Source organism: uncultured Kluyvera sp. (genome assembly GCF_902485085.1).
Classification (GTDB): domain Bacteria; phylum Pseudomonadota; class Gammaproteobacteria; order Enterobacterales; family Enterobacteriaceae; genus Kluyvera; species Kluyvera ascorbata.
Window position 1 is genome coordinate 1 of record NZ_CABTJS010000149.1, and the last position, 25,071, is coordinate 25,071.

Annotated in this window: 26 protein-coding genes; 12 read left to right on the plus strand and 14 right to left on the minus strand. The window is 56.3% G+C overall.

Annotation, left to right across the window (positions count from 1 at the left end; all coding sequences use genetic code 11):
- Window positions 1-149: 149 nt before the first annotated feature.
- Together moeB and moeA are read right to left on the minus strand one after the other, a co-directional pair.
- A complete protein-coding gene (moeB, locus tag RDN66_RS18435; protein WP_202216172.1) occupies window positions 150-911 on the minus strand; it encodes a molybdopterin-synthase adenylyltransferase MoeB in 762 nt (253 codons plus the stop codon).
- Window positions 911-2,146, minus strand: a complete 1,236-nt coding sequence (gene moeA / locus RDN66_RS18440; RefSeq protein WP_202216171.1) for a molybdopterin molybdotransferase MoeA — start codon at window positions 2,144-2,146, stop codon at window positions 911-913. Before moeA ends, moeB begins: the two co-directional genes overlap by 1 nt.
- 303 nt (window positions 2,147-2,449) lie before the next feature.
- On the opposite strand from moeA, the gene iaaA reads away from it, so the two are divergent.
- The 5 genes from iaaA to gsiD are packed head-to-tail and all read left to right on the plus strand — an operon-like array spanning window position 2,450 to window position 8,710.
- Window positions 2,450-3,391: a beta-aspartyl-peptidase gene (iaaA, locus tag RDN66_RS18445; protein ID WP_035894487.1), complete on the plus strand. Its 942-nt coding sequence runs from the start codon at window positions 2,450-2,452 to the stop codon at window positions 3,389-3,391.
- Between the two features lie 11 nt (window positions 3,392-3,402).
- Window positions 3,403-5,262, plus strand: coding sequence for a glutathione ABC transporter ATP-binding protein GsiA (gene gsiA / locus RDN66_RS18450; RefSeq protein WP_202216170.1), 1,860 nt, complete (start codon window positions 3,403-3,405; stop codon window positions 5,260-5,262).
- Between the two features lie 23 nt (window positions 5,263-5,285).
- On the plus strand, window positions 5,286-6,824 hold the full coding sequence (gene gsiB / locus RDN66_RS18455; RefSeq protein ID WP_202216169.1) for a glutathione ABC transporter substrate-binding protein GsiB: 1,539 nt from the start codon (window positions 5,286-5,288) through the stop codon (window positions 6,822-6,824).
- A 52-nt stretch (window positions 6,825-6,876) separates the two neighbouring features.
- Window positions 6,877-7,797: a glutathione ABC transporter permease GsiC gene (gene gsiC, locus RDN66_RS18460; RefSeq protein WP_123651360.1), complete on the plus strand. Its 921-nt coding sequence runs from the start codon at window positions 6,877-6,879 to the stop codon at window positions 7,795-7,797.
- A 1-nt stretch (window position 7,798) separates the two neighbouring features.
- Entirely contained in the window at window positions 7,799-8,710 is a 912-nt protein-coding gene (gene gsiD / locus RDN66_RS18465; RefSeq protein WP_035894491.1) for a glutathione ABC transporter permease GsiD, read from the plus strand.
- 49 nt (window positions 8,711-8,759) lie between these two features.
- On the opposite strand, the gene RDN66_RS18470 is transcribed toward gsiD, so the two are convergent.
- Genes RDN66_RS18470 through RDN66_RS18480 form a run of 3 tightly spaced genes read right to left on the minus strand, consistent with a single transcriptional unit; the run spans window position 8,760 to window position 9,467 of the window.
- Entirely contained in the window at window positions 8,760-9,089 is a 330-nt protein-coding gene (locus RDN66_RS18470; protein WP_202216168.1) for a DNA-binding transcriptional regulator, read from the minus strand.
- On the minus strand, window positions 9,086-9,337 hold the full coding sequence (locus tag RDN66_RS18475; RefSeq protein WP_308538109.1) for a type II toxin-antitoxin system RelE/ParE family toxin: 252 nt from the start codon (window positions 9,335-9,337) through the stop codon (window positions 9,086-9,088). The genes RDN66_RS18470 and RDN66_RS18475 overlap by 4 nt, the downstream gene beginning before the upstream one ends.
- On the minus strand, window positions 9,228-9,467 hold the full coding sequence (locus tag RDN66_RS18480) for a type II toxin-antitoxin system RelE/ParE family toxin (protein WP_308538099.1): 240 nt from the start codon (window positions 9,465-9,467) through the stop codon (window positions 9,228-9,230). Before RDN66_RS18480 ends, RDN66_RS18475 begins: the two co-directional genes overlap by 110 nt.
- 296 nt (window positions 9,468-9,763) lie before the next feature.
- Between RDN66_RS18480 and RDN66_RS18485 the strand changes: the two genes are divergently transcribed.
- Window positions 9,764-10,147 carry a biofilm formation regulator BssR gene (locus RDN66_RS18485; RefSeq protein WP_035894492.1) on the plus strand — a complete coding sequence of 128 codons (384 nt, stop codon included), beginning with the start codon at window positions 9,764-9,766 and terminating at the stop codon, window positions 10,145-10,147.
- A 41-nt stretch (window positions 10,148-10,188) separates the two neighbouring features.
- On the opposite strand, the gene RDN66_RS18490 is transcribed toward RDN66_RS18485, so the two are convergent.
- Both RDN66_RS18490 and RDN66_RS18495 read right to left on the minus strand, forming a co-directional pair.
- The gene (locus tag RDN66_RS18490) at window positions 10,189-11,475 is read right to left on the minus strand and encodes an ABC transporter substrate-binding protein (RefSeq protein WP_202216167.1); all 1,287 of its coding nucleotides are present in this window, start codon (window positions 11,473-11,475) and stop codon (window positions 10,189-10,191) included.
- Window positions 11,476-11,499: 24 nt separating this feature from the next.
- The gene (locus RDN66_RS18495) at window positions 11,500-12,579 is read right to left on the minus strand and encodes a cellulase family glycosylhydrolase (RefSeq protein WP_202216166.1); all 1,080 of its coding nucleotides are present in this window, start codon (window positions 12,577-12,579) and stop codon (window positions 11,500-11,502) included.
- Window positions 12,580-12,722: 143 nt separating this feature from the next.
- Here RDN66_RS18495 and RDN66_RS18500 point away from each other — a divergent pair, with 143 nt between their 5' ends.
- Window positions 12,723-13,733 (plus strand): LacI family DNA-binding transcriptional regulator, encoded by a 1,011-nt coding sequence (locus RDN66_RS18500; RefSeq protein ID WP_270502049.1) that lies wholly within the window; start codon window positions 12,723-12,725, stop codon window positions 13,731-13,733.
- Window positions 13,734-13,738: 5 nt separating this feature from the next.
- On the opposite strand, the gene RDN66_RS18505 is transcribed toward RDN66_RS18500, so the two are convergent.
- Complete coding sequence (locus RDN66_RS18505; protein WP_035894497.1) at window positions 13,739-14,359, minus strand: glutathione S-transferase family protein; 621 nt, start codon at window positions 14,357-14,359, stop codon at window positions 13,739-13,741.
- Window positions 14,360-14,590: 231 nt separating this feature from the next.
- Here RDN66_RS18505 and dacC point away from each other — a divergent pair, with 231 nt between their 5' ends.
- On the plus strand, window positions 14,591-15,793 hold the full coding sequence (gene dacC / locus RDN66_RS18510; RefSeq protein ID WP_035894507.1) for a serine-type D-Ala-D-Ala carboxypeptidase: 1,203 nt from the start codon (window positions 14,591-14,593) through the stop codon (window positions 15,791-15,793).
- Between the two features lie 7 nt (window positions 15,794-15,800).
- Here dacC and deoR read toward each other — a convergent pair whose 3' ends face one another.
- Together deoR and ybjG are read right to left on the minus strand one after the other, a co-directional pair.
- Complete coding sequence (gene deoR / locus RDN66_RS18515; protein WP_202216164.1) at window positions 15,801-16,559, minus strand: DNA-binding transcriptional repressor DeoR; 759 nt, start codon at window positions 16,557-16,559, stop codon at window positions 15,801-15,803.
- A gap of 70 nt (window positions 16,560-16,629) precedes the next feature.
- A complete protein-coding gene (gene ybjG / locus RDN66_RS18520; protein ID WP_202216163.1) occupies window positions 16,630-17,238 on the minus strand; it encodes an undecaprenyl-diphosphate phosphatase in 609 nt (202 codons plus the stop codon).
- Between the two features lie 272 nt (window positions 17,239-17,510).
- Between ybjG and RDN66_RS18525 the strand changes: the two genes are divergently transcribed.
- Window positions 17,511-18,743 carry an MFS transporter gene (locus RDN66_RS18525; protein ID WP_308538100.1) on the plus strand — a complete coding sequence of 411 codons (1,233 nt, stop codon included), beginning with the start codon at window positions 17,511-17,513 and terminating at the stop codon, window positions 18,741-18,743.
- Window positions 18,744-18,829: 86 nt separating this feature from the next.
- Here RDN66_RS18525 and RDN66_RS18530 read toward each other — a convergent pair whose 3' ends face one another.
- Window positions 18,830-19,642: a Cof-type HAD-IIB family hydrolase gene (locus RDN66_RS18530; protein WP_202216161.1), complete on the minus strand. Its 813-nt coding sequence runs from the start codon at window positions 19,640-19,642 to the stop codon at window positions 18,830-18,832.
- Window positions 19,642-20,844, minus strand: coding sequence for an MFS transporter (locus RDN66_RS18535; protein ID WP_035894501.1), 1,203 nt, complete (start codon window positions 20,842-20,844; stop codon window positions 19,642-19,644). Before RDN66_RS18535 ends, RDN66_RS18530 begins: the two co-directional genes overlap by 1 nt.
- Window positions 20,845-20,925: 81 nt before the next feature.
- Here RDN66_RS18535 and RDN66_RS18540 point away from each other — a divergent pair, with 81 nt between their 5' ends.
- Both RDN66_RS18540 and RDN66_RS18545 read left to right on the plus strand, forming a co-directional pair.
- A complete protein-coding gene (locus tag RDN66_RS18540; protein WP_035894502.1) occupies window positions 20,926-21,474 on the plus strand; it encodes a TetR/AcrR family transcriptional regulator in 549 nt (182 codons plus the stop codon).
- A 43-nt stretch (window positions 21,475-21,517) separates the two neighbouring features.
- Window positions 21,518-21,901 (plus strand): GFA family protein, encoded by a 384-nt coding sequence (locus RDN66_RS18545; RefSeq protein WP_202216160.1) that lies wholly within the window; start codon window positions 21,518-21,520, stop codon window positions 21,899-21,901.
- 233 nt (window positions 21,902-22,134) lie between these two features.
- On the opposite strand, the gene RDN66_RS18550 is transcribed toward RDN66_RS18545, so the two are convergent.
- On the minus strand, window positions 22,135-23,823 hold the full coding sequence (locus tag RDN66_RS18550; protein ID WP_202216159.1) for an aspartate:alanine antiporter: 1,689 nt from the start codon (window positions 23,821-23,823) through the stop codon (window positions 22,135-22,137).
- 385 nt (window positions 23,824-24,208) lie between these two features.
- On the opposite strand from RDN66_RS18550, the gene RDN66_RS18555 reads away from it, so the two are divergent.
- Window positions 24,209-24,595, plus strand: a complete 387-nt coding sequence (locus tag RDN66_RS18555) for an inner membrane protein YbjM (protein ID WP_035894510.1) — start codon at window positions 24,209-24,211, stop codon at window positions 24,593-24,595.
- A 21-nt stretch (window positions 24,596-24,616) separates the two neighbouring features.
- On the opposite strand, the gene RDN66_RS18560 is transcribed toward RDN66_RS18555, so the two are convergent.
- The gene (locus tag RDN66_RS18560) at window positions 24,617-24,880 is read right to left on the minus strand and encodes a GrxA family glutaredoxin (RefSeq protein ID WP_035894505.1); all 264 of its coding nucleotides are present in this window, start codon (window positions 24,878-24,880) and stop codon (window positions 24,617-24,619) included.
- Window positions 24,881-25,071: the final 191 nt, after the last annotated feature.

A 25,071-nucleotide genomic window follows, 5' to 3' on the forward strand; every position in this document is an offset into this window, starting at 1 on the left:
AGGCGTTGCATAGGTCGGGTCTCAGTCCAGGGCATAGCGAGTCTCCTCTTCTATGCCAGTTATAACTGTTACCCATGTATCCGGTCTAAAGTGTTACCTATGTTTCCGGTTTGTACCTTCGCTCGGCCGGGCTACAATTGATTCGGGGATTACGCCAAAGCCTTCCCGCACACCTCGCACGTCGGGCTACGCATCAGCTTCATCTCTCTGAACTGGCAGCGCATCGCGTCGTACATCACGATTTTCCCCGCTGCGGGCACCCCGTAATGCGCCAGTACTTTAATCGCTTCCATCGCCTGCATCGCGCCAATCACGCCAACCAACGGTGACATCACGCCTGCCTCCACGCAGGTTAACGCGTTCTCGCCGAACAGACGGCTCAGGCAGCGGTAGCACGGCTCGCCATTCTGATACGTAAAGACGCTGATCTGGCCTTCCATACGAATTGCCGCTCCGGAAACCAGCGGAATTTTGTGCTGGAAGCAGCCCGCGTTAAGCTGATTGCGAATGGCCACGTTGTCGGTACAGTCGAGCACCAGGTCGTGTTCGGCAATCTGCGCCCACAGCGCCGCGTCTTCCAGCATTGCATTCAACGTATTCAGCTTAACGTGTGGGTTAATGCGCGCCAGCGCCTCGCGAGCGGAGTCCACCTTCGGCTGACCGATAGTGGCATCGCTGTGCAGCGTCTGGCGCTGTAGGTTGGAGAGCGAAACGGTATCGAAATCGAGCAGCGTCAGCTCGCCCACGCCTGCGGCAGCGAGATACTGCGTGGCCGCGCAGCCTAGCCCGCCGAGGCCGACGACCAGTACGCGAGCCGCTTTCAGCCGCTCCTGCCCATCAAAATCGAAATCGCGCAGGATGATTTGCCGGTTATAGCGCATCATCTCTGAGTCGCTAAGCTCCTCCGCCATTACAGGCCTCCCAGCAGATGGTTAAACGGCTCCACCTCTACCCATTCGCCCGGCTCAACGTGACCGCGCTCGCGCTCCAGCACGATAAAGCAGTTGCCATGGCTGAACGAGCTGAAGATGTGGGAACCCTGATGACCGGTGGTAGACACGGTCAGTTCGCCGTTTTCATTGCGGGTCAGCAGGCCGCGCTGGAAATCGAGGCGGCCCGGCGATTTTTTCAGACGGTCGGTGGTACGTACGCGCAGGCGCGGTGCCTGGGTTGCTACGCTACCGGCACTCAGTTTCGCCAGCAAAGGCTGCACCAGCTGATAGAAGGTTAGCGCGGCGGAGACCGGGTTGCCCGGCAGGCCGCAGAACCAGCTGTGGTTGAGTTTACCAAAGGCGAACGGTTTGCCTGGTTTGATGGCGAGCTTCCAGAAGCTGATTTCACCGAGCTCATCGAGGATGGTTTTGGTGTAGTCGGCTTCACCAACGGAAACGCCGCCGGAGCTGATAACCACGTCGGCCTGCTCGTCCGCCTGGATAAAGGTCTGGCGCAACTGTTCCGGGTCGTCGCGGATGATGCCAAGGTTAATCACCTCGCAGCCCAGCTGTTCCAGCATCAGGTGCACCGCCAGACGGTTGGTGTCATAGATTTGCCCGTCGCCCAGCGGCTGGCCCGGCAGTTGCAGCTCATCGCCGGTGGAGAACAGCGCGACGCGAATTTTACGTACCACGTCCACCTCGGCAATGCCGAGCGACGCCAGCACCGGCAGTTCGGCGACGGTTAAACGGGTTCCGGCCGGGAACACTACCGCGCCGTTTGCGATGTCTTCGCCGCGACGACGAATGTTCTGGTTGGCTTTAACGTGGGCGGTAAAACGAATGCCGTCGTCGGTTTGCTCGGTTTCTTCCTGCATCACCACCGCATCGCAACCCGCGGGCACCGGCGCACCGGTCATAATGCGAATACAGGTACCGGCTGGCCACTCACCGTGGAAGGGTTGTCCGGCAAAAGCCTTACCTGCCACCGCGAGCGGCGTTTGCGCCGCGAGGTCAGCGAGACGTACCGCGTAGCCATCCATCGCCGAGTTATCAAAACCCGGTACGTCCAACGGGGAGACAACATCGCTCGCGGTAATGCGACCAAAAGCCTTCAGCAGCGGTACCGACTCGCGCTCGTGCAGCGGGGTAATCTGATCTAGCATTTGGCTCAACGCGGTATCAAGCGACATCAGTCCGGCGGTAAAATCCATGGGTAAACTCCTGCGGGAAACGTTCGAATGCGCACATTATGGCAGAAAAGCCTTACCGACAGTATGCCACCTGTGGTGTACCTCACTACATGGAACGCTATTTCTATATTCAAAATTGATATAGGAACAGAGACACTATAATGATATTTATACACAAAATCGTTCAAGCTGCGTCAAGGCGGCAAGTGAGTGAATCCCCAGGAGCTTACTAAAGTAAGTGACTGGGGTGAGCGAACGCAGCCAACGCAGAGGCAGTTTGAAGGATGAAGTGTATATAAAGAAAATGACGTAAGGGATGGCTCAATGGGCAAGGCAGTCATTGCAATACACGGTGGGGCAGGCGCGATTAGCCGCAGCCAGCTTTCGGCAGAAAAAGAACAACAATACGTCACGGCGCTTTCCGACATCGTGGAAAGCGTACAAAAGATGCTTGAATCGGGCACGAGCGCGCTGGATGCGGTCACCGAAGCGGTACGTCAGCTTGAGGAGTGCCCGCTGTTTAACGCCGGGATTGGCGCGGTGTTTACCTCAGATGAAACGCATGAGCTGGACGCCTGCGTGATGGACGGGTACTCGCTGCAGGCGGGAGCCGTTGCCGGGGTAAAACATCTGCGCAACCCAGTGCTGGCGGCCAGAAGCGTGTTGGAAAATAGTCCACACGTGATGTTGATTGGCGAGGGGGCGGAAGCCTTTGCGCAGTCACAGGGGATGGAGCTGGTGAACAATTCACTCTTCTCCACCGACGAGCGCTTCCAGCAGCTGCTGGTGGCGCGCAGCAACGGCGATTTTATTCTCGACCACGATGCCGCTCCGCTGGATGAACAGCAAAAGATGGGCACGGTGGGCGCTGTCGCCCTGGATCTCAACGGCAACCTGGCGGCGGCTACCTCGACCGGCGGGATGACCAATAAACTGCCCGGCCGGGTGGGCGATAGCCCGCTGGTGGGGGCGGGCTGTTATGCCAACAACGCCAGCGTCGCGGTCTCTTGTACCGGCACGGGCGAAGTTTTTATCCGTACGCTCGCGGCGTACGATATTGCCGCGCTGATGGAGTACGGCAACCTTAGCCTTTATGAGGCCTGCGAGCGCGTGGTGATGGAAAAACTGCCTGCGCTTGGCGGCAGCGGTGGCCTCATCGCCATCGACCGCGAAGGCAACGTGGTGCTGCCGTTTAACAGCGAAGGCATGTACCGCGCCTGGGCCTACGCCGGTGATACGCCGACGATTGGTATCTATAAGGAATAGAAGGAGTTACCGTGCCGCATTCCGATGAGCTTGATAACGCGCAGGTGCTGAGCGTTGATAACCTGAACGTGACGTTTCGTCAGGACGGGCAGCCCGTGCGCGCCGTGCATCAGCTCTCTTTTCATCTTAATCGCGGTGAAACGCTGGCGATTGTGGGGGAATCCGGCTCGGGGAAATCGGTCACGGCGCTCTCATTAATGCGCCTACTGGAGCAGTCCGGCAGCCAGGTGAGCATTGATAGCCTGCTGCTGCGCCGCCGCAATCGAGAAGTGATTGATCTTCAGGAGCAGACGTCGGCGCAAATGCGCAGCGTGCGCGGTGCCGATATCGCCATGATTTTCCAGGAGCCGATGACCTCGCTGAACCCGGTGTTTACCATCGGTGAACAGATTGCCGAGTCGATTCGCCTGCATCAGGGGCTCGGGCGCGAAGAGGCGCTGGCCGAGGCGAAGAAAATGCTCGATAAGGTGCGAATTCCGGAAGCGCAGGCCATGCTGTCGCGCTATCCGCATCAGCTCTCCGGCGGGATGCGTCAGCGAGTGATGATTGCGATGGCGCTGTCGTGCCGCCCGGCGGTGCTGATTGCCGACGAGCCGACCACCGCACTGGACGTGACCATTCAGGCGCAGATCCTGCAACTGATAGATGTACTGCAAAAAGAGATGTCGATGGGGGTGATTTTTATCACTCACGACATGGGCGTAGTGGCGGAGATTGCCGACCGGGTGCTGGTGATGCATCAGGGCGAAGTGGTCGAAAGCGGGCTGGTGGACGAGATCTTTACCGCGCCCCAGCACCCGTACACGCGTCGTTTGCTGGCGGCTGTACCACGCCTGGGCGCAATGCGCGGCAGCGACTATCCTAAAAGTTTCCCGGATTTCAATACACCGGAAAGTGAACCGCAGCAGCAAGACACCGTTGTTGAGGGGCGGCCGATTCTCAAGGTGCGTAACCTGGTGACGCGTTTTCCGCTGCGCGGCGGCATTCTGAACCGCGTCACCCGCGAAGTACACGCGGTAGAGAACGTCAGCTTTGATTTATGGCCGGGGGAGACGCTGTCACTGGTGGGCGAGTCCGGCTGCGGGAAATCAACCACCGGGCGGGCGCTGCTGCGACTGGTTGAGTCGCAAAGCGGCACCATTACCTTTAACGGCGAGCGCATTGATACGCTTTCAGCCCATCAGCTTCAGCCGTTGCGCCGCGATATTCAGTTTATCTTCCAGGACCCGTACGCCTCGCTCGACCCGCGCCACACCGTGGGCTTCTCGATTATGGAGCCGCTGCGTATCCATGGCGAGTTGAAAGGCGAGGCGCTGCAGCAGCGGGTGGAGTGGCTATTGCAGCGCGTCGGTCTGCAACCTGAGCATGCCTGGCGCTACCCGCACGAGTTTTCCGGCGGCCAGCGGCAGCGCATCTGCATTGCCCGTGCGCTGGCGTTGAACCCGAAGGTGGTGATCGCCGATGAATCGGTCTCGGCGCTGGACGTCTCGATTCGCGCGCAAATCATCAACCTGTTGCTGTCATTGCAGCGGGAAATGGGCATCGCGTTTCTGTTCATTTCACATGATATGGCGGTGGTGGAGCGTATCAGCCACCGTGTGGCGGTGATGTATCGCGGGCGCATCGTGGAAATTGGCCCGCGCCGCGCGGTGTTTGAAAACCCGCAGCATCCGTACACGCGCAAGCTGCTCTCCGCCGTTCCGGTGGCGGACCCGGCGCATCGGCGGCCGCAGCGCGTGCTGCTGTCGGACGAACTGCCGGGCAATATCTATAAACGGGGTGAAGAAGTCGAACCCATTAATTTGCAGCAGGTTTCACCGGGGCACTATGTGGCCCGTGAACCGGCAAGCAGTGCGCTGATAAATCGATAATAAAACCATAGGCAGGGGACAACATGACACAACGCGTTTCACGTAAATGGCTGGTCGCACTGGGCGTGGCTTCCGCGCTGGCGGCTTCTCCCGCATTCGCGGCAAAAGATGTGGTCGTGGCGGTAGGCTCCAATTTCACCACGCTTGATCCATATGATGCCAACGACACGCTCTCGCAGGCGGTGGCGAAATCGTTCTATCAGGGGCTGTTTGGCCTCGATAAAGAGATGAAGCTGCAAAACGTCCTGGCTGAGAGCTATACCGTTTCTGATGACGGCAAGGTCTACACGCTTAAGCTGCGTCAGGGGGTGAAATTCCAGGACGGCACCGATTTTAACGCCGAAGCGGTGAAGATTAACCTCGATCGCGCCAGCAACCCGGATAGCCACCTTAAGCGCTATAACCTATACAAAAATATCGATAAAACTGAGGTCGTTGATGACCATACGGTAAAAGTGACCTTAAAGCAGCCGTTCTCGGCGTTTATTAACATTCTCGCCCACCCGGCGACGGCGATGATTTCGCCTGCGGCGCTGAAAAAATATGGCAACGAGATTGGCTTCCATCCGGTGGGGACCGGGCCGTATAAGCTCGACACCTGGAATCAGACCGACTTTGTGAAGGTCAGTAAATTTGCTGGCTACTGGCAGCAAGGGCTGCCGAAGCTGGATTCCATTACCTGGCGTCCGGTTGTCGATAACAATACCCGCGCGGCGATGCTGCAAACCGGCGAAGCGCAGTTTGCCTTCCCAATCCCTTACGAGCAGGCAGCGCTGCTGGCTAAAAACAGCCAGCTTGAGCTGGTGGCCAGCCCGTCTATCATGCAGCGCTATATCAGCATGAACGTGACGCAAAAGCCGTTTGATAACCCGAAGGTGCGCGAGGCCATTAACTACGCCATCAACCGCCAGGCGCTGGTGAAGGTGGCCTTCGCGGGCTACGCCACGCCAGCGACCGGTGTCGTACCTCCGTCAATCGCCTACGCTCAGCAGTATCAGCCGTGGCCGTACGACCCGGCAAAAGCCAAAGCGTTGCTGAAAGAGGCGGGCTACCCGAACGGCTTTAGCACCACGCTGTGGTCGTCGCACAACCACAGTACCGCGCAGAAAGTACTGCAGTTTACCCAACAGCAGCTGGCGCAAATTGGCATTAAGGCGCAGGTGACGGCGATGGATGCCGGTCAGCGCGCGGCGGAAGTGGAAGCCAAAGGGCAGAAAGAGAGCGGGGTGAGAATGTTCTACACCGGCTGGTCCGCCTCAACGGGCGAAGCCGACTGGGCGCTGTCGCCGCTGTTTGCTTCTTCAAACTGGCCGCCAACGCAGTTTAATACCGCGTTCTACAGCAACCCGCAGGTGGATAAAGACCTGACGGCGGCGCTGCAAACCACGGATGTGAAAGAAAAAGCGCGGCTTTATAAAGAGGCTCAGGATATTATCTGGAAAGAGTCGCCGTGGGTGCCGCTGGTGGTAGAGAAATTGGTATCGGCGCACAGCAAGTCATTGACCGGGTTCTATATTATGCCGGACACGGGCTTTAGCTTTGACGATGCGGATTTGAAGTAAGCGAGGTCTCCCTGCGTCATAATGGCGCAGGGAGCTTACGGCAAGGAGAGTCATGCTTAACTATGTTATCAAACGCCTGCTCGGCCTGATCCCGACGCTGTTTATCGTGGCGGTGCTGGTGTTTTTATTTGTCCATATGCTTCCCGGTGACCCTGCACGGCTGATTGCCGGGCCGGAGGCCGACGCGCAGGTTATCGCGATGGTTCGCCAGCAGTTAGGGCTGGACCAGCCGCTGTACGTTCAGTTCTGGCACTACATTACCCACGCCGTTCAGGGCGATTTTGGCATGTCGATGGTGTCACGCCGTCCGGTATCTGAAGAGATAGCGAGCCGTTTCCTGCCAACGCTTTTTCTGACCCTCGCCAGCATGATGTGGGCAGTGATCTTTGGTATGGCCGCCGGGATTGCCGCCGCCGTGTGGCGCAACCGCTGGCCGGATCGTCTTGGGATGGCGCTGGCGGTCACCGGAATCTCCTTCCCGGCGTTTGCGCTGGGTATGCTGCTGATGCAAATTTTCTCCGTTGAGCTTGGCTGGCTGCCCACCGTGGGTGCCGACAGCTGGCGGCACTACATTCTGCCGTCAATCACCCTCGGTGCCGCCGTGGCCTCGGTGATGGCGCGCTTTACCCGCGCCTCGTTTGTTGACGTGCTCAATGAAGACTATATGCGTACCGCCCGCGCCAAAGGGGTGAGTGAAAAAGTGGTGGTGCTAAAGCACGGGCTACGTAACGCCATGATCCCGGTCGTGACGATGATGGGGCTGCAGTTTGGCTTCCTGCTCGGCGGCTCGATTGTGGTGGAAAAAGTCTTTAACTGGCCGGGGCTTGGACGCCTGCTGGTGGATTCGGTGGAGATGCGCGATTACCCGGTGATTCAGGCCGAGGTGCTGCTGTTCTCACTGGAGTTTATTCTTATCAACTTAGTGGTGGATGTGCTCTACGCCGCCATTAACCCGGCTATCAGGTATAAATAACGTGCGATTATTCAATTGGCGTCGACAGGCTGTACTTAACGCCATGCCGGTGATGCAGGCGGGCGTTCCGCGCACGCCGTGGCGAGAATTCTGGCGGCGCTTTCGTCAGCAGCCGGTGGCGATGGCTTCCGGTATTTTCGTTTTGCTGCTGATTATCGTGGCGGTGGTCGCACCGTGGATTGCGCCGTTTGATGCGGAAAACTACTTCGATTACGACCGTCTGAACGACGGCCCGTCGCTGATCCACTGGTTCGGCGTAGACTCGCTGGGGCGGGATATTTTCAGCCGGGTACTGGTCGGCGCGCAAATCTCACTCACCGCGGGCGTGTTTGCGGTACTGATTGGTTCGCTGATTGGCACCGTGCTTGGGCTGCTGGCGGGCTACTACGAAGGCTGGTGGGACCGCATCATCATGCGCATCTGCGACGTGCTGTTTGCCTTCCCCGGCATTCTGCTGGCGATTGCCGTGGTGGCGATTATGGGCAGCGGCATGACCAACGTGATAATCGCGGTAGCGATTTTCTCGGTTCCGGCCTTTGCGCGTCTGGTGCGTGGTAACACGCTGGTGCTGAAACAGCAGACTTTTATCGAGTCGGCGCGCAGCATCGGCGCCAGCGACCGCGTGATCCTGTTCCAGCATATTCTGCCCGGCACGGTCTCTTCCATCGTGGTTTATTTCACCATGCGCATTGGGGTGTCGATTATCTCCGCCGCCAGCCTGTCGTTCCTCGGCCTCGGCGCCCAGCCGCCCACGCCGGAATGGGGAGCGATGCTCAACGAAGCGCGCGCGGATATGGTGATTGCGCCACACGTCGCGGTCTTCCCGGCGCTGGCGATCTTCCTGACGGTGCTGGCGTTTAACCTGTTGGGTGACGGTCTGCGCGATGCGCTGGATCCGAAATTGAAAGGATAGTTTATACGCTAGCCCGGTCTTGCAAATACCTGGCCGGGCTAGCGTTGTTTTACTTAGTGAATACTTCCGGGCCTTTGGCGGCCAAAGTATTGAGAATACGTAACGCTGGACCGCTGGGTTTGATTTCGTTGCGCTCCCATTTGGACACGCTCTCTTTAGACATTCCCAGCGTGTGCGCCAAAATAGACTGCGACATACCGAAACGAGCACGAACCGCCTTAATCTCTTCACCAGACATCATCTTAACGGCGGCGATACGTGTTTTAAGCTCGCGCGCTTTTAAAAGCTTATTGATTTCAGCAACATCGTTCTCTGGCATCAGGCCAAGTGCGTTAAGCTCTTTAGCGTCATCAAGTATTGTTTTGAGTTTGTTAGTCATTTATCTACCTCAACTAAAAAACCGGTGATCAGGAGTTTTGCGATATCCTTATCAGTGAATGCTAAAAAAGCGCTAGCCAGCTTTCGATAAGCAATAAGTTCGTCATCCTCTATTTCTTTACCATTTCCACTACTGACACTATTTTTCGCCCAACCATCGTAGAAAAAAATATGTCGATCGTATTTGAAAAAGATGACGGTTCTTGCGCCACCGCTTTTGCCTTGCTGCAGAGGCAGGCGCTTTTTGATTACCCCCCCCGCCTAAATTCGCTTCCCAAACACCCTGTTTGATATCTTCGGCAGCTTTCAATAGCACGTCGTCCGTGATGCCAAGCTTTTTGGTGTTTTGGTTGAATCGTTTTGCCTTATAGATAGTCATGATTCACCTCACCTGGTAACGGTTACTATAGTAAACATTACGGTGTTTTCATGCAAGGAGGGTAGGATAGATAGTGAAAAAATACAGAATATAACCGGGCTACCGTAACAAGTAGTCCGGCGAAGCAAGGCGGTTCGTGGAGATTCGACCCGACCACCCCACAAACCATTCTTGCCGAATTCATTACTATTTTGTTAAAAGTGTTATGAATGATGAATTGTTGATATCGCGCAGCATTCCTTCCGTTAAGTAATCTCATAATGAAAGAGCCAATGGGTGGCAAGGGAGGTAAATGCATGACGGATAGCAAACTGAAACGCCAGATGATGAGGCGACTCATCAATGCGCGAATTGACCTTGATGCCTATTTGCAGCTCAGAAAGGCAAAGGGGTATATGTCAGTCGGTGATAACGATCATCTGCGTACTAACCTGCTCGAACTGTGTTGCGAACTACGGGGTAACGTTGTACCGCTTACGCGGTGTAGTTCGCGTAAAGAACTGGAAATGATGCGGCAGGCGGGCGAGGCTATCGCTTCCGCGGCCGTGTGCTTGATGACGGGGCGTTACGACTGCCCGTCATATATTGCGGTTAACGTGGAAACGCTTGAGCGCTGCCTGACGGCGTTGACGAACAGCATTCGTAAGCTGGATGCTGAATCACCAATGACTCACGCTTAACATCAGGGGGACGTTTGTCCCCCTGTCTATGATTCTCTCCCTTAACGCATGATTCGCCGCAGAATACGGTTTGCCTGTTCCTCGAAACGGGTTGCCGCTTGGTCGACGGTTGCCTTGCCGTAGTCGATGCTTTGCAGCGCGGCCAGGAAGAGGGCGGTGAACTGCGGGTCTTCAAGATAGGGGAGTGCCTTCGCGTGATTCGGTAATGAAGCCGATTGCGTTAGCCCGGTGAGTACCGGGTCATCCTCTTTTAGCAGCCCCGCGTCGCGTAAAATCTGCGCCCCGGCCTTGCTCAGCGGCACGCCGCGCTCCAGACCCACAGGCACCACGCCTTCTTTTTCGCTCATCAGGAAATTAATCAGCAGCGCCGCTTCCTGCGGATGGCGGGTATTTTTACTGATGGAAAGCATCAGCGCAGTCTTATTAAACTGCCCGGCATCTTTGGCGCCTTCGCGCATCGGATAATCACCCATCACCAGGTCGTCGGGATGACTCAGGTTCTGCGACTCGGCGGTATACAGGACGTTCCAGTTATAGATGCCGCCCCATTCGCCGTTAATCCACGGCTTCATTTCATAAGCGACGCCTTTACCGTATGAGGCCATCGTGCGGGCATCCGGTACGGCGTGTGCCGCTACTAGTTGGCGGTAAAAGGTGAAGGCCTGCACCAGATCGTCATGGTTCCAGCCGAGCTTACGGGTTTTCTCATCCACCATCGGCTTCTGGTTGCCCTGATAGACCCAGGAGTTCAGGAGTAACAGCGAGTCCTGCTCGGTCAGGATCAGCGGATAGTAGCTATCGCCGAGCTTTTCTTTAAATACCGGCCCGGCTTTCAGCAAATCGTCCCAGCTTTTCGGCAGCGGCACGCCAGCTTTTTGCCAGGTGGCGGCATTGTAGTAAAACAGCATCACGTTGGCGGAAATCGGGATGGCGTTGACCTTTCCGTTCACCGTCGTGCTGGCGAGCGCGGCGGGAGAGTACTGGTCGAGGCCAATGGGCTGGCGCAGTTTGTTGAGATCGTAAAAACCATCGCCGGTTTTCGACAACAGCGTCAGCCAGTTCCAGTTGGTCTGGATGACGTCGGCTTCGGTGTTGCTATTAATCTGGGTGGTCAGGCGCGAGTAGAAACCGTCCCAGCCGGTGTACTCCGCCTTCACTTTAATGTTCGGGTATTTGGCTTCAAAAGCATCCAGCGCTTTTAAGGTGGCCTGGTTACGGGCCTTACCGCCCCACCAGGCAAAACGGAGTTCCACCTGATCGGCGCTGTGCGCGATGGGCATCGCACCGAAACCGCAGCAGGCAAGCAGGAACAAGGCTGATTTTTTCATGGATGAACCCTCCGTGTATCACAATTAACGACGCGTCTGGCGGTAGCCAGTGAGCGCTTTCACCAACTGCATTTCCTCTTCACACCATGGTTTGCCGTCGGGTGTCAGCACATCGTGGAACCACAGCGAGTGAGGATCGGGGTGATCTCTATTGACGCTGGTCCATGGGATCCAGGTCTGCGTTTTGCCCTGTACCAGCCCCCATTGATAGCAGCCGGTATCGAAAGCGCAGAACAGCGGCAGCTGCTCGCTGAACGTGCAGTCCATATGCCGCGCTAGCCATTCGGTGCAGAGCACCGGGCGCTGGTATGCCGTCAGGCTTTCCAGTACGCCGAGCTGGCGGGCGGCATTGTTGTAGTTGTGGTAGCTGATGATGTCGGATAACCGCAGCGCCGCAATATCAATCGGGTGCTGTAGCGTGCCGTACTGCGGATGGTCAATGTGCCACGCGCCTACGGTGAGCGGCTGGCTCGGGCCAACTTCACGCGCCCAGCCAAAGGTGGCAGTCATCAGCTCCAGCGCGAAGGCTTCCAGCGCTTCGTCATACTCGGTCGATTCGGTGGGGGACAGGTTAATGCCGCGGTTGCCTGGTTCGTTATAGAGATCCCAAATGGTGATGCGCTTGTCGTTTTTAAAATGACTGAGCACGTCGCGGACGTAGGCTTCTACGCGCGGCCATTGTGCCGGGTCCATTACGATGGCCCGGCCGGGGCTCGCCGCTGCCTGACTGTTGTGCACCCCCTCGCGCGGTGGTTTTTGTGGGCCGAGGTACGGCTCGTCGCCGGAGAAACCGCAGTCGTCCATCAGCGTCAGCATCACCTGAATCTGGTGCTTTTTCGCCAGCGTCAAAAAGGTGTCGATGCGCGTCAGCAGGCCGTCGCGGTCGGCTTCCCAGACGATAAACGGCAGATTGGTACGCAGCGCGTTGTAGCCGTAGTCATGCGCCCAGCCCAGCTCCTGGTCGATGGTCGCCGCATCGAAAGTCTCTGCCTGCCACATCTCAGTCCAGTTGACCGCGCTGCGCGGCAAATAGTTAAAGCCGCATGCCCAGCCGTGCTGTTGATACCAGGCCTGCGCCTGCGATTCGCGCCATTGCGAGTGCATAGTTTTTCTCCTTGGTAATAATTATTAGCTAATATTTATTAACTATGGCACAAGGCGCAATCCTGATGCGGTTGAAGTGTTGGGCTGTTCACAAAAAAAGCGTGTGATAACTGTGCTATAGTCGGCGGCGACAAGGAGCGAACATGGCGAAGAAAAACAAAATAACGATGAGTGATATTGCCAGGGAGGCGGGCGTTTCGCAGGCGACGGTTTCTCTGGTGCTCAACAATAGCCGGGCGATTCGCCTGAGTGAGGCTACCCGCGAACGCGTCTATGCCGCGGCGACGGCGCTGGGCTATCAAAAGATCATTGTGCCTCATCGTCAGGAAGGGCAGGAAGAAATTGCCCTGCTGCTGTGCGGGATGCCGAACTACGATCCCTTCGTTGAGGCCATCAGCGACGCGGTTTCCGCCGCCTGGCAGCGGGATACCCTGCTGACCGTTTATGACTACGGCGACGATCTGGAGATGGCGGCGCACATTTTGCGCCAGCTTGACCAGCGCCCCTGCGCAGGGGTGATTCTGGCAAGTCCGGTGACTCGTGCCTTTGATTTTTCGCCGTTCGACGCGCTTATACATAAGCCGGTGGTGCTGTTAAACCAGTACGACCCGCAGCGCCCGCTGCTGCCGACCTTTCTTCCTGATGACCGCGCCAACGCCTGCCAGATAGTCAACCATCTGCTGTCGCAGGGCATTACGCGCATTGCGCATATCATGGGCGATGACTGGATGGATGCCAGCGTGCTGCGCCTGGAAGGCTATCGCCAGACGCTGGAGCAGGCCGGTATTGCGGTGGACGAGGCGCTGATTAAACAGACCGACTGGTCGCTCAATGCCACCTTTAACGCCACGCTTGAACTGATGCGTTTGCCGGAGCCGCCGCAGGCGATTTTCTGCGCCAGTGACTGGATGACCCTCGGCTGCTATCAGGCGCTCGCCACGCTCAATATTGCCATTCCGCGCGACGTGCTGGTGTGTGGTTATGACGATCAGCGCATTGCGCATCAGTTGACCCCGGCGTTGACCAGCGTACAGCTAGCCTATAGCGAACTGGGCAGAATGGCGGTGAACTACCTGTGCGAAGGGGATGATACGGCGGCGCATGTCCGGCTGGTAGGGAAATTGCAGGTGCGTGGGAGTAGCCAGCGCACCTGAGAGGATTAACTGACCGGGATCATCACCACGTCGCGGAAGGCGGGACGCTCGGCCAACTGCTGATACCAGCGCGCCAGGTGCGGCCGCGGCTGCCAGGTTTTGACGGTTTCCAGCACGTTATAGACAAACGGCGCGACGGCGATATCGCCCACGCCAAACTGGTCGCCGGAAAGCCAGGTTTGGTTTGCCAGGGTGTTATCCAGGATAGCCAGCAGCGGTTCGCAGGCTTCAATTGCCGCGTTGATTTCATCCATGTTGCGCTGCTCTACCGGGGTTCTCACCAGCCCGAAGAGAATTTTACGGTGCACCGGAGATAGGGTTTCGTTGGCCCAGTCCATCCACTTTTCGCTTTTCGCCCGTTGAACAGGCTGCGCTTGCCACAGACTCTCTGCGCCGTATTGTGCCGCCAGGTAGCGTACGATGGAGTTCGATTCCCACAGCACGTCGTCGCCGTCTTTCAGCATCGGTACCAGGCCGTTAGGGTTGAGCGCCAGATAGGCCGCGTCGCGGTTCACGCCAAATCCCTGGCCCGCCATAATTTGCTCATACGGCAGGCCAAGCTCAGCCAGCGTCCAGCGCACTTTTTTCACGTTCGTTGAGTTATTTCTTCCCCACAGCGTTAGCATATCGACTCCCGTTTTTTTAGCAGAGATTAAATGTGGGCCAAAGTAAACGCTTACGCAATCTCGATCAAAAAAATGTCAGGTTTTCAGCACAACCAGGGGATCTTGCGTAAACTTAAAAAACTTTACCAACTCACTGTTTCTTTAAGAGAGTTTCTACGTTATTACTCACGGCCTGGTGCAGCACGGTACTGTCGTGGCGCGTTTTTGGGAATGGATACTTGGGTGGCTTTTATGATGTGTAACGCTAACTCCTTCAAGAGCCTGATGGCAGGCTCAGCGCTTTTACTTTTAGTGGCACCGGCGGTGCAGGCGGCGGAACAACTTCCGGACGCGCCAGCAATCGACGCTCGTGCCTTTATATTAATGGATTACGCCAGTGGTAAGGTCCTGACAGAGGGCAATGCCGATGAGAAGCTCGATCCGGCCAGCCTGACAAAAATCATGACCAGCTACGTGGTCGGTCAGGCGCTGAAGGCGAATAAAATCAAGCTGACCGATATGGTGACCATCGGACGCGACGCGTGGGCCACCGGCAACCCGGCGCTACGCGGCTCTTCGGTGATGTTCCTTAAGCCAGGCGAGCAGGTGTCGGTTGAGAACCTCAATAAAGGGGTGATTATCCAGTCGGGCAATGATGCCAGCATCGCCATTGCCGACTACGTTGCCGGCAGCCAGGACTCTTTCGTCAGCCTGATGAACGGCTACGCGCAGAAAATTGGCCTCACTAATACCACTTTCAAAACCGTTCACGGCCTGGATGCGCCGGGGCAGTACAGCACCGCGCGCGATATGGCGCTGCTGACCAAAGCGATGATCCACGATGTACCGGAAGAGTACGCGGTACATAAAGAGAAAGAGTTCACCTTCAACAATATCCGCCAGCCGAACCGTAACCGTCTGCTGTGGAGCTCTAACCTTAACGTCGACGGCGTGAAAACCGGTACCACGGCGGGGGCGGGCTATAACCTGGTGTCGTCGGCCACTCAGGGCGATATGCGCCTGATTGCGGTGGTGCTGGGTACCAAGAGCGACCGTGTGCGCTTTAATGAGTCGGAAAAACTGCTGACCTGGGGCTTCCGGTTCTATGAAACCGTCACGCCAATCAAGCCGGATGCCACTTTCATCAGCCAGCGCGTCTGGTTTGGTGATAAGAACGAGGTGAATCTGGGAGCAGGGGAAGCCGGTTCGGTGACCATTCCGAAAGGTCAGCTCAAAAACCTGAAGGCCAGCTACACCCTGACGCAGCCGCAGCTGACCGCGCCGTTAACCAAAGGCCAGGTTGTCGGCACTATCGACTTCAAGCTTAACGACAAAACCATTGAACAGCGTCCGCTGATTGTCATGGAAGCGGTCGAAGAGGGCGGCTTCTTCAGCCGCATGATGGACTTCGTGCTGATGAAATTCCACGAATGGTTTGGTAGCTGGTTCTCGTAATATCCCGCTAATACAGCAGCGAAATTTGCTGCTGTTTTGCCAGCGCGACCAGCTCATCATCCGGGCAGGTATCGCTGGCAATCACATCAAAGCGCGTCAGCTCACCCATACGGGCCGGGCGCACTTTGCCAAACTTGCTGTGATCCGCTACCAGCACATGGTAGCGCGCCTGGCGCATCGCCCAGTGTTTCACCGGCAGCTCTTCAAGATTAAAACAGGTCGCGCCCATTTCAATATCGATACCCGCTGCGGAATAGAAAGCAATGTCCGGGCAAAGATGTGAAAGCGTATCCTGCTCGCTCAGCGGTTTGAAAATGGCGTTGCTGGCGTGGAATTCGCCACCGCAAAGAATGGGGCGGCAGTTGGGTTTATCCTGCAATGCCAGGAAGGTGTTCAGCGAATAGCAGACGGCGGTGAAATGCAGGTCGTTATCAATGGCGTCAATAATCCACGGCGTGGTGGTGCCACAGTCGAAGAAGGCCATCTGATGAGGTTTGAGTAACTTTGCCGCGTGACCTGCTGCTCGCTTTTTCTCTTCAACCAGTCGGGTTTTCTGGTCGCTTAATAGGTAATGTGGAACGCTGCGCGGTTCCAGCACCACGTAGCCGCCGAGCAGCACAACGGGCCCGCTTTCGCTGTTCAGATCGCGACGAATCGTCATTTCAGAAACGCCAAGCAGAGCTGCCGCTTCTTTGAGATGCAGCTTATCGCTGCGTTTCAGTGCCTGAATCAGTTGACCCAATCGCTCGTCGCGTCGTGTTTCCATAGTTCCTCTACCGGAAATGCCCCGGTAAGGATACCGGGGTCAGCGCGTTATTTTACCTGCGAGCGCAGGTCTAGTCACGCACCCAGCCTTTACGAATAGGTACAGAGAAAACAATACGGTACAGCTGCTGTAGGCGCGGGTAAACCGTCGCACCGATATACTGCCACAGCATTTGCGATACCATGCAGCCGACAAGGCCGCTCAGGAAGCCGCCGAGCATATCCATCGGCCAGTGGACGCCAAGATAGACGCGAGACCAGGCAATCGCCACGCCAACCACCATCAGCACCAGCCCAGACCACAGGCGATGCCAGAACAAAAACGCCAGCGCAAAGGTGAAGATCACCGTGCCGTGGTCGCTTGGGAAGGAGTTATCCGGCGCGTGGTGCAGGAAGGTATGACCGATATTCTCAACGAACGGACGTTCGTGCGGGAACAGCTGACCAATCATCCACGACAGCGCAAGGCTGACGGCGATGGCCAGTGCGACTTTAATCACCAGATGGCGCTGCGCCTGAACCTGACGACGTTCGCCCCAGAGCCACATAGCCGCAGCCAGCAGGGGAACAATCAGGATCAAATCCTGAGCAATAAATGTGGCAAATGAAATTGCCCATGGGGCTGAGGCTGGGGTTGCGTTGATCAGCAAAAACAGCGAGTTGTTCAGATTTTCCAGCATAACGTTCCGGTTTCGCAAATGACGGTTTTATGACAGCCACCTTAAGAAGCCAATCCTGGACCGTAAAGCGGCATTGTCTGAATCGCGCCATCGGTGTACAAGCGTCTGTCATTAAGGTGCAGCATTAAGTGGCGTAGAGTATAACGCCCGCTACCTTAAGCGAATCTTAACAACGTCAATTTGTGCGAAATTGTTAAGCTGCGTGATAATTAACTATCACCACTACTGCGCATTGATTAAACTTGCGCGTTTTTATGATGGATGCGAGCTATATGGACACTTCTTCTTCCCGGAAACGCTTAGGGCGCAAGGCGATTCTGTTCCCGCTTTGTCTGGTGCTCTACGAATTTTCCACTTATATCGGCAACGATATGATCCAGCCGGGCATGCTTGCGGTCGTCAAAGAATTCAACGCGGGCAACGAGTGGGTTCCGACCTCGATGACGGCTTATCTGGCAGGCGGGATGTTCCTGCAATGGCTGCTTGGGCCGCTGTCGGACCGCATCGGCCGCCGCCCGGTGATGCTGACCGGCGTTATCTGGTTTATCGTTACCTGCCTTGCCACGCTGCTGGTGAACAATATTGAGCAGTTTACGTTCCTGCGCTTCTTGCAGGGGGTGAGCCTGTGCTTTATCGGCGCGGTGGGTTATGCGGCAATCCAGGAGTCGTTCGACGAGGCAACCTGTATCAAGATTACGGCGCTAATGGCCAACGTGGCGCTGATTGCTCCGCTGCTGGGGCCGCTGGTGGGCGCGGCGTGGATCCACGTGGCGCGCTGGGAAGGGATGTTTGTGCTCTTCGCGGCGCTGTCGGCAATTGCTTTCGTCGGGCTGTTTAAATCGATGCCGGAAACGGCGACCCGCATAGGTGAAACGCTGTCGCTCAAGACGTTGGGGCGTGATTATCGTGAAGTGCTGAAAAACGGCCGTTTCGTTGCCGGCGCGCTGGCGACGGGCTTTGTTAGTTTACCGCTGCTGGCGTGGATTGCGCAGTCACCGGTCATTATCATCAGCGGCGAGCACGCCAGTAGCTATGAATATGGCCTGCTGCAGGTGCCGATTTTTGGTGCATTGATCCTCGGCAACCTGGTGCTGGCGCGTCTGACCTCACGCCTTACGGTGCGTGCGCAGATTATTGCCGGTGGTTACCCGATTATGTTTGGTCTGGTGCTGGCCGCGGCAGCGACGGTGGTGTCGTCCCATGCTTATTTATGGATGACCGCCGGGTTAAGCTTCTACGCCTTCGGGATTGGTCTTGCCAACGCCGGACTAGTGCGCCTGACGCTGTTTGCCAGCGATATGAGTAAAGGCACGGTTTCTGCGGCGATGGGAATGCTGCAAATGCTGATCTTTACGGTGGGGATTGAGCTCAGTAAGCATTGCTACGAGTTGGGTGGCATTGGGCTGTTCAGCCTGTTTAACCTGGCGGGTGGCCTGCTGTGGCTGGGGCTGATGACGATGTTCCTGCGGGATAAAGCGGTAGGCAGCGGGCTGCAGCCGCAGTAAATAACCCCGGAGTCGGTGCTTCGCACCTCGTCCGGGCTACCCAACACGTAGCCCGGCCAAACGAAGCGCCGCCGGGAATAGCTCAATCACGCAAACGGCGCTTCACCCTTCAACGCCTTATCAATCATCTCCAGCACGCCTTCTTCATTGTTGTGCGGCGCATGATAGCCCGCCACGGCTTTCACCGCGTCGTTGGCGTTCGCCATTGCAAAACCGTAGCCTGCCTGTTTCACCATCTCAATATCGTTGCCGCTGTCGCCAAAGGCCACGACTTCGTCATCGTTAACGCCCCAGCGCGCCTGCAATAACCGCAGGCCGTTGGCTTTATGGACGCCTGGAATAATCAGGTCAATACTGCCGTGTCCGGTGGTCACGGCGGTCAGCATATGGCCGAGCTTCTCATCGAGGAGCGCCTGCATTTGTGGCACTTTCTCGTCCGGGATATTCAGCGCGAACTTCAAAATGGTGTCGTCGAGGTTATCGAAATTGTCTACCAGTTCCAGGCGGTGGTAGTAGCGCACGGCAATATCGTGGAAGCTTTGGTCGTAGCTTTTCAGCGTGTAGGCGCTCTTTTTACCGCAGACAATAATCTCGACTTCCGGGCGAGTGAGCAGGAAGGCGGTAATTTTATCAACGTGGTCGCGCGGCATGGCGCAGTTATACACGTCCTCGCCTGCGTCCTGAACCCAGCCGCCGTTCTCGGCGACAAAGGCGATTTCATTGGCGATATCCGGGAAGAACGAGGCCAACTGGTAATACTGGTTGCCGCTGGCCACCACAAAGTGGATGTTCTGTGCTTTCATCTGCTGATATTGCTGATGAAAACGCTCGCGGTTGTAGGTTTTTTTATCGTTCAGGAACGTACCATCCATGTCGACGGCGATCAGTTTAACGCTCATCAATGACTCTCCATTACAACGCGGGGCTCAGGTTTTGCCACCGCTTTCGCCACCAGAGCGGCAACAAGAACCAGCGCCAGTACGGCCAGCATCGCGCTGCGCAGGCCGTAATGTTCGCCGAGGAAGCCGAGCAGCGGCGGGCCGACGAGGAAGGCCAGATACCCGGTGGTGGCAACAACGCTCACGCGGGTAGGGGCATCCGGTCCGGTGTCGCTGGCGGCGGAAATGGTCAGCGGGAAGCCGAGCGATGCGCCAAGTCCCCACAGAATAACCGACACGCCGGCAACCCAGGCGCTGTCGACAAAGATAATCAGGGCAATGCCCAGCGCGCCCATTAATGCGCTGGCACGAACCACGGTAACACGGCTGTAGCGGTCGATAAACCAGCCACCGGTGAAGCGCCCGACCGTCATGCCCAGCGTGAACCCGGCATAGATGAGCGATCCGGAGGTTGGGCTAAAGCCGTGGCCGTCAACCATCAGCAGCGGCAGCCAGTCGTTAGCGGAGCCTTCGGCAAAGGCCATTGCTAACACCACGACGCCAATCAGCATCAGCTGCATATCGCGCCAGAACGGTACGCCTTTTTCTTGATGGTGCGCGTCTTCCGCCGCGTTTTTACCGGTACCTTCAGGGATAGCTTTAATGGCAATGGCGATAGGCGCAATGCCTATTAGCGCCGCCACGAAAATATGCCACATCGCCGGTAAACCAAACGCGGTGACCGCCATACCGACGCCCGCGCCCACTAACGTCCCGAAGCTGTAAAAGCCATGCATCATCGGCAGCACGGTTTTTTTCATCTCACGCTCAACCGCCGCGCCTTCGACGTTGATGGCAACTTCGGCAGAGCCAAAGCTGGCACCAAAAATCGCCAGACCGATGGCGAAGATCCACGCGGAGCTGAAGTGCAGCGCCAGGCTTAAAATCAACATACCAAAGACCGCGCATGACATGGTGGTGCGGATGACTTTACGCGTCCCGAATCGTTTCACCAGAAACGCGGAACAAAGAATGCCGCTCATCGAGCCTATCGACAGGCCAAATAGGACGATGCCCATCTCAGCCGTTGAGACCGATAAAATATCGCGGATTGCCGGTGTGCGCGTGGCCCAGGAGGCCATCAGCAAACCGGGTAAAAAGAAGAACATAAAGAGCGCCCACATGCGTAGCTGCAGGGCTTTACGGGAGGTTAACGTTGTCATCCATTCGCGTCGGGTCGGAAAGTGTGCAGACAACACTAACAAGGTTGTGTACATTTGTACATAACCAGAAAGAGGAGAATTATGGCTCGCCGACCGAATGACCCGCAGCGCCGGGAGCGCATCCTTGATGCGACGCTCGAGACCATTGCGACACACGGGATCAGCGCGGTAACTCACCGCAAAATCGCTAGCTGTGCCGATGTACCGCTCGGCTCGATGACCTACTATTTCGAGGGCATCGAAGCACTACTGGGCGAAGCGTTCAGTGCCTTTACCGAGCGAATGTCGCTGGAGTACACCGCCTTCTTTGAGGGCGTAGAAACGACAGGTGACGCCTGCGATTCGGTGGCGGAGCTTATCTTCAGCAGCCAGGTGACGACGCCGAAAAATATGACGCTGATGTACCAGTTCTATGCGTTGGCGAGCAGTTCACCGGCCATGAAAGCGGTGATGCAACGCTGGATGCAGCGCAGCCAGCAGACGCTGGAGCAGTGGTTCGACCCGGCGACCGCCCGCGCGCTGGATGCTTTTATCGAAGGAATGACGCTGCATTTTGTCACCGACCGCCAGCCGCTCGATCGCAACACTATTCGAAAAATGGTAGGGCGGATAGCAGGGGAGAGCACCTGAAAAGCGTGTACGCTTAGCGAGAATGCAAAACGGAGATCTCGCGATGACAACCCTGCTTTCCGGCGGCTGCCTGTGCGGCCATATCACTTTTATCGCCACTAATCCCGGCGCTTCCCACAGCTGTTCCTGCGATTTATGCCAGAAGCATACCGGCGCCCAGTCGGTTATCTGGCTGGAGTTTGCCAAAGGCGATGTACAGTGGAACGGCGAGGGGGGAAAGCCTGCGGTCTGGCGCTCTTCTGAAGATTCCAGCCGCGCCTTCTGCCCGCGCTGCGGCAGCTCGCTGGGGGCGATTGACGATGGCCCGATTATCGCGCTGCTGAGCGGCGTTTTCGACCAGAATCAGGATGCACGGTTTGCGCCTGCTTCTCACTCGTTTGAAGATATGAAGCCGCAGTGGTGGCGGGCGCTGTTTGCGGATGCGTGACGCTTGGTGATAGTCGTGATGTTGATGAGTGTAATGGATTGATTTTTAGAGGGAACGTGAATTTCAGGCAACAAAAAACCCATCAACCTTGAACCAAAGATGGCGGGGTTGATGGGCTCCACAAAATGGGGACATCAAAGAAAAGCAGTGGCACTAATTAAGACTCGCACCCTGATGAAAAGTTCTGCGTTGCGCAAAAATATTTTTCTTTTCTTTGTTTCCCCGGCGCAGGGCTAGCCGCCTAGCCCTGGCCAGATGATGATAATAAGCGTACCGGCAAGGGTTAGCAGCACGTTGGCGATGGCGTAGGTACCCGCGTAGCCCAGCGCGGGAATGTTGCTGCGCGCGGTATCGCTGATGATTTCCATTGCCGGAGCGCAGGTGCGTGCGCCCATGATGGCACCGAACAGCAGCGCGCGGTTCATGCGCAGCACGTAGGCGCCGAACAGGAAGCAAATCACTACCGGGATCAGGCTGACTAGCAGACCGGCGACCAGCATCTGACCGCCGACCACGCCGAGACTCTTACCGATGCCGCCGCCCGCGCTTAAGCCGACGCCAGCCATAAAGACCATCAGGCCGAACTCTTTCACCATATTCAGCGCGCCCTGCGGGATATAGCCGAAGGTCGGGTGGTTGGCACGCAGGAAGCCGAGCATGATACCGGCAAACAGCAGACCGGCGGCGTTGCCGATGCCGAAGTTAAAGTTGCTGAACTGGAAGGTGATCATGCCGATCATCAGGCCGACGATAAAGAAGGCGCAGAAGGCCAGCAGGTCAGTGACCTGGCTGTGAATGGAGACGAAGCCGATACGGTCGGCAACGGTTTTCACGCGGCGGGCGTCGCCGCTCACCTGCAGCACATCGCCTTTGTTCAGCACGATGTTGTCATCGATTGGCATTTCAATCTGGCTGCGGATCACGCGGTTAAGGAAGCAACCGTGGTCGGTCAGCTTCAGCTGCGCCAGGCGGCGGCCTACGGCATTGTGGTTTTTAACCACAATCTCTTCGGTGACGATGCGCATGTCCAGCAGGTCACGGTCGAACACCTCTTTGCCGTTACGGAAGCTTGGGTCGAGGCGCGCGTGCGCGTCCGGGTAGCCTACCAGCGAAATTTCATCGCCCATTTGTAGCACGGCGTCACCGTCAGGGTTGGCGAGAATGCCGTTACGGCGGATACGCTCGATGTAGCAGCCGGTCTGGCGATAGATGCCAAGCTCGCGTAAGTTTTTACCGTCGGCCCACGCCACCAGTTCTGGGCCTACGCGGTAGGCGCGGATAACCGGCAGATAGACTTTACGATTGGTGTCGGTGTCCAGACCGCGCTCGCGGGCGATTTGCTGGGCGCTGGTTTGCAGATCCTGATGCTGGAGTTTTGGCATGTAACGGGCCGCGACAATCAGGCTCACGAGACCAATCAGGTAGGTTAGGGCGTAGCCTAGGCTTAAATGATCCTGCGCTTGCGCCAGCAGGCTGGCTTCCATTCCGGAGTGGCGTAGCGTATCGCCCGCGCCGACCAGCACCGGGGTGGAGGTCATTGAACCGGCGAGCATACCGGCCGTCAGGCCGATGTCCCAGCCAAATAGCTTACCAAGGCCTAATGCAATCAGCAGTGCGCTGCCGACCATCACCAGACCGAGCATCAGATAATTTTTGCCGTCGCGGAAGAAAATAGAAAAAAAGTTCGGCCCGGCTTCGACACCAACGCAGAAAATAAACAGCATAAAGCCCAGATTCAGCGCATCGGTGTTAATACTGAAGTGTTGCTGCCCTAATAGGAGAGAAACCACTAAAACGCCAATGGAATTACCGAGTTGGATGGAGCCCAGACGTAATTTGCCAAGACAAAGCCCCAGCGCTAATACCACGAATAATAACAGGATGTAATTCCCGTTTAACAAATCTGCGACGTTTATATTCACGGAGTCTAACTTATCGTTTACCAGTAACGTGTTGAAAGGAATGGTTATTTGGTCTACTGTTTACCACGGGCTAGGGTATGCGTTTTGCTATCCGGAACCCGAAGAATAACCAGAAAATAGCGGTCAGTAGTTTAATCGTTCCTGATAGCTACGGCTAGCAACAATCGCTTTAAATACACATTACATATGATCTATCAGTCTGCATCGCGACGGTCAGAGAGCGAATCATCGGGCGCACGTTATTTTTTGCCCGCGAGAACGCTCCAAAAGTACTGATAGATAAAATGTAGCGAAGTTTTGGCAGGGAAGGCCAACAACTTTATCTGACTGGGTGTCCGTAAGGGCGAAGTCTGGGGTTTGATAGAGATATTTTCAGGAGATGCGTGTGAAATCTGAACGCGGTTGGGCAGGGGTTATTTGCTGCTTCTTACTCTTTATAGTGGTCTTTTTTTCACTGGTTCTGAACGTGAAGGGTGCGTTTCGCGCGAGCGGAAGTCCTGAGCTGGGGCTGCTGTTTTTTATTATTCCGGGCGTGGTTTCAAGCTTTCTTTCTTCGCGTCGTCGCGTGTTGCGTCCGCTGGTTGGCGCTATTCTTGCCGCGCCGCTCTGTCTTGTCCTGACGCGTCTTTTTTTCAGCAGCGATCGTTCGTTCTGGCAGGAGCTGGCATGGTTGTTTAGCGCGGTGTTCTGGTGCGCGCTCGGCGCGCTGTGCTATCTGTTTATCAGTTCACTGCTGCACGACAAACGCCGGATAAACAAACGCCCGCTATAAGCGCGGGCGTTGATGATGCTATCAGGCAAACAGTCCAAGATTTTCTTTTGCCCAGGCTTCAAAGTCTGTGCACCCGCCAATGTGTTTCTGATCGACAAAAATCTGTGGCACGGTTTCAACGGGTTTACCGACGGTTTTTTCCAGGTCGGCTTTGGTGATGCCTTCCGCGTGGATATCGACGTAACGGTAGTTGAAATCATCACGCTCCTGGGTCAGTTTTTCCGCCAGCTCTTTTGCACGAACGCAGTAAGGGCAGCCTGGACGACCAAAAATTACGGTAAACATAGTGTCTCTCCTCAAACGAGCGGAATAATCAACGTGCCTGTCGGCGAATGGCACTTATCATGCCGCGTGCAGCGCGTAGGGAAAAGAAGGTTCTACCTGTTGTTCTGATTCATTCTGGCTATGTTTGGGTAAATATTTTTCATCGGCTTGCCGTTATACTCGTCGTAAATAAGTAATCAAAATGCGCTAAG

Excerpts from the sequence above, each read along its gene's own strand:
- RDN66_RS18490 (WP_202216167.1), bottom strand. The coding sequence starts at position 11,475 with ATGAAAAAATCAGCCTTGTTCCTGCTTGCCTGCTGCGGTTTCGGTGCG.
- RDN66_RS18535 (WP_035894501.1), bottom strand. The coding sequence starts at position 20,844 with ATGACAACGTTAACCTCCCGTAAAGCCCTGCAGCTACGCATGTGGGCG.
- RDN66_RS18495 (WP_202216166.1), bottom strand. The coding sequence starts at position 12,579 with ATGCACTCGCAATGGCGCGAATCGCAGGCGCAGGCCTGGTATCAACAG.
- RDN66_RS18480 (WP_308538099.1), bottom strand. The coding sequence starts at position 9,467 with ATGACTATCTATAAGGCAAAACGATTCAACCAAAACACCAAAAAGCTT.
- gsiB (WP_202216169.1), top strand. The coding sequence starts at position 5,286 with ATGACACAACGCGTTTCACGTAAATGGCTGGTCGCACTGGGCGTGGCT.
- RDN66_RS18540 (WP_035894502.1), top strand. The coding sequence starts at position 20,926 with ATGGCTCGCCGACCGAATGACCCGCAGCGCCGGGAGCGCATCCTTGAT.
- gsiC (WP_123651360.1), top strand. The coding sequence starts at position 6,877 with ATGCTTAACTATGTTATCAAACGCCTGCTCGGCCTGATCCCGACGCTG.
- RDN66_RS18525 (WP_308538100.1), top strand. The coding sequence starts at position 17,511 with ATGGACACTTCTTCTTCCCGGAAACGCTTAGGGCGCAAGGCGATTCTG.
- RDN66_RS18505 (WP_035894497.1), bottom strand. The coding sequence starts at position 14,359 with ATGCTAACGCTGTGGGGAAGAAATAACTCAACGAACGTGAAAAAAGTG.
- dacC (WP_035894507.1), top strand. The coding sequence starts at position 14,591 with ATGATGTGTAACGCTAACTCCTTCAAGAGCCTGATGGCAGGCTCAGCG.
- RDN66_RS18545 (WP_202216160.1), top strand. The coding sequence starts at position 21,518 with ATGACAACCCTGCTTTCCGGCGGCTGCCTGTGCGGCCATATCACTTTT.
- moeB (WP_202216172.1), bottom strand. The coding sequence starts at position 911 with ATGGCGGAGGAGCTTAGCGACTCAGAGATGATGCGCTATAACCGGCAA.
- ybjG (WP_202216163.1), bottom strand. The coding sequence starts at position 17,238 with ATGCTGGAAAATCTGAACAACTCGCTGTTTTTGCTGATCAACGCAACC.
- RDN66_RS18470 (WP_202216168.1), bottom strand. The coding sequence starts at position 9,089 with ATGACTAACAAACTCAAAACAATACTTGATGACGCTAAAGAGCTTAAC.
- iaaA (WP_035894487.1), top strand. The coding sequence starts at position 2,450 with ATGGGCAAGGCAGTCATTGCAATACACGGTGGGGCAGGCGCGATTAGC.
- RDN66_RS18500 (WP_270502049.1), top strand. The coding sequence starts at position 12,723 with ATGGCGAAGAAAAACAAAATAACGATGAGTGATATTGCCAGGGAGGCG.
- deoR (WP_202216164.1), bottom strand. The coding sequence starts at position 16,559 with ATGGAAACACGACGCGACGAGCGATTGGGTCAACTGATTCAGGCACTG.
- RDN66_RS18485 (WP_035894492.1), top strand. The coding sequence starts at position 9,764 with ATGACGGATAGCAAACTGAAACGCCAGATGATGAGGCGACTCATCAAT.
- RDN66_RS18560 (WP_035894505.1), bottom strand. The coding sequence starts at position 24,880 with ATGTTTACCGTAATTTTTGGTCGTCCAGGCTGCCCTTACTGCGTTCGT.
- RDN66_RS18530 (WP_202216161.1), bottom strand. The coding sequence starts at position 19,642 with ATGAGCGTTAAACTGATCGCCGTCGACATGGATGGTACGTTCCTGAAC.
- moeA (WP_202216171.1), bottom strand. The coding sequence starts at position 2,146 with ATGGATTTTACCGCCGGACTGATGTCGCTTGATACCGCGTTGAGCCAA.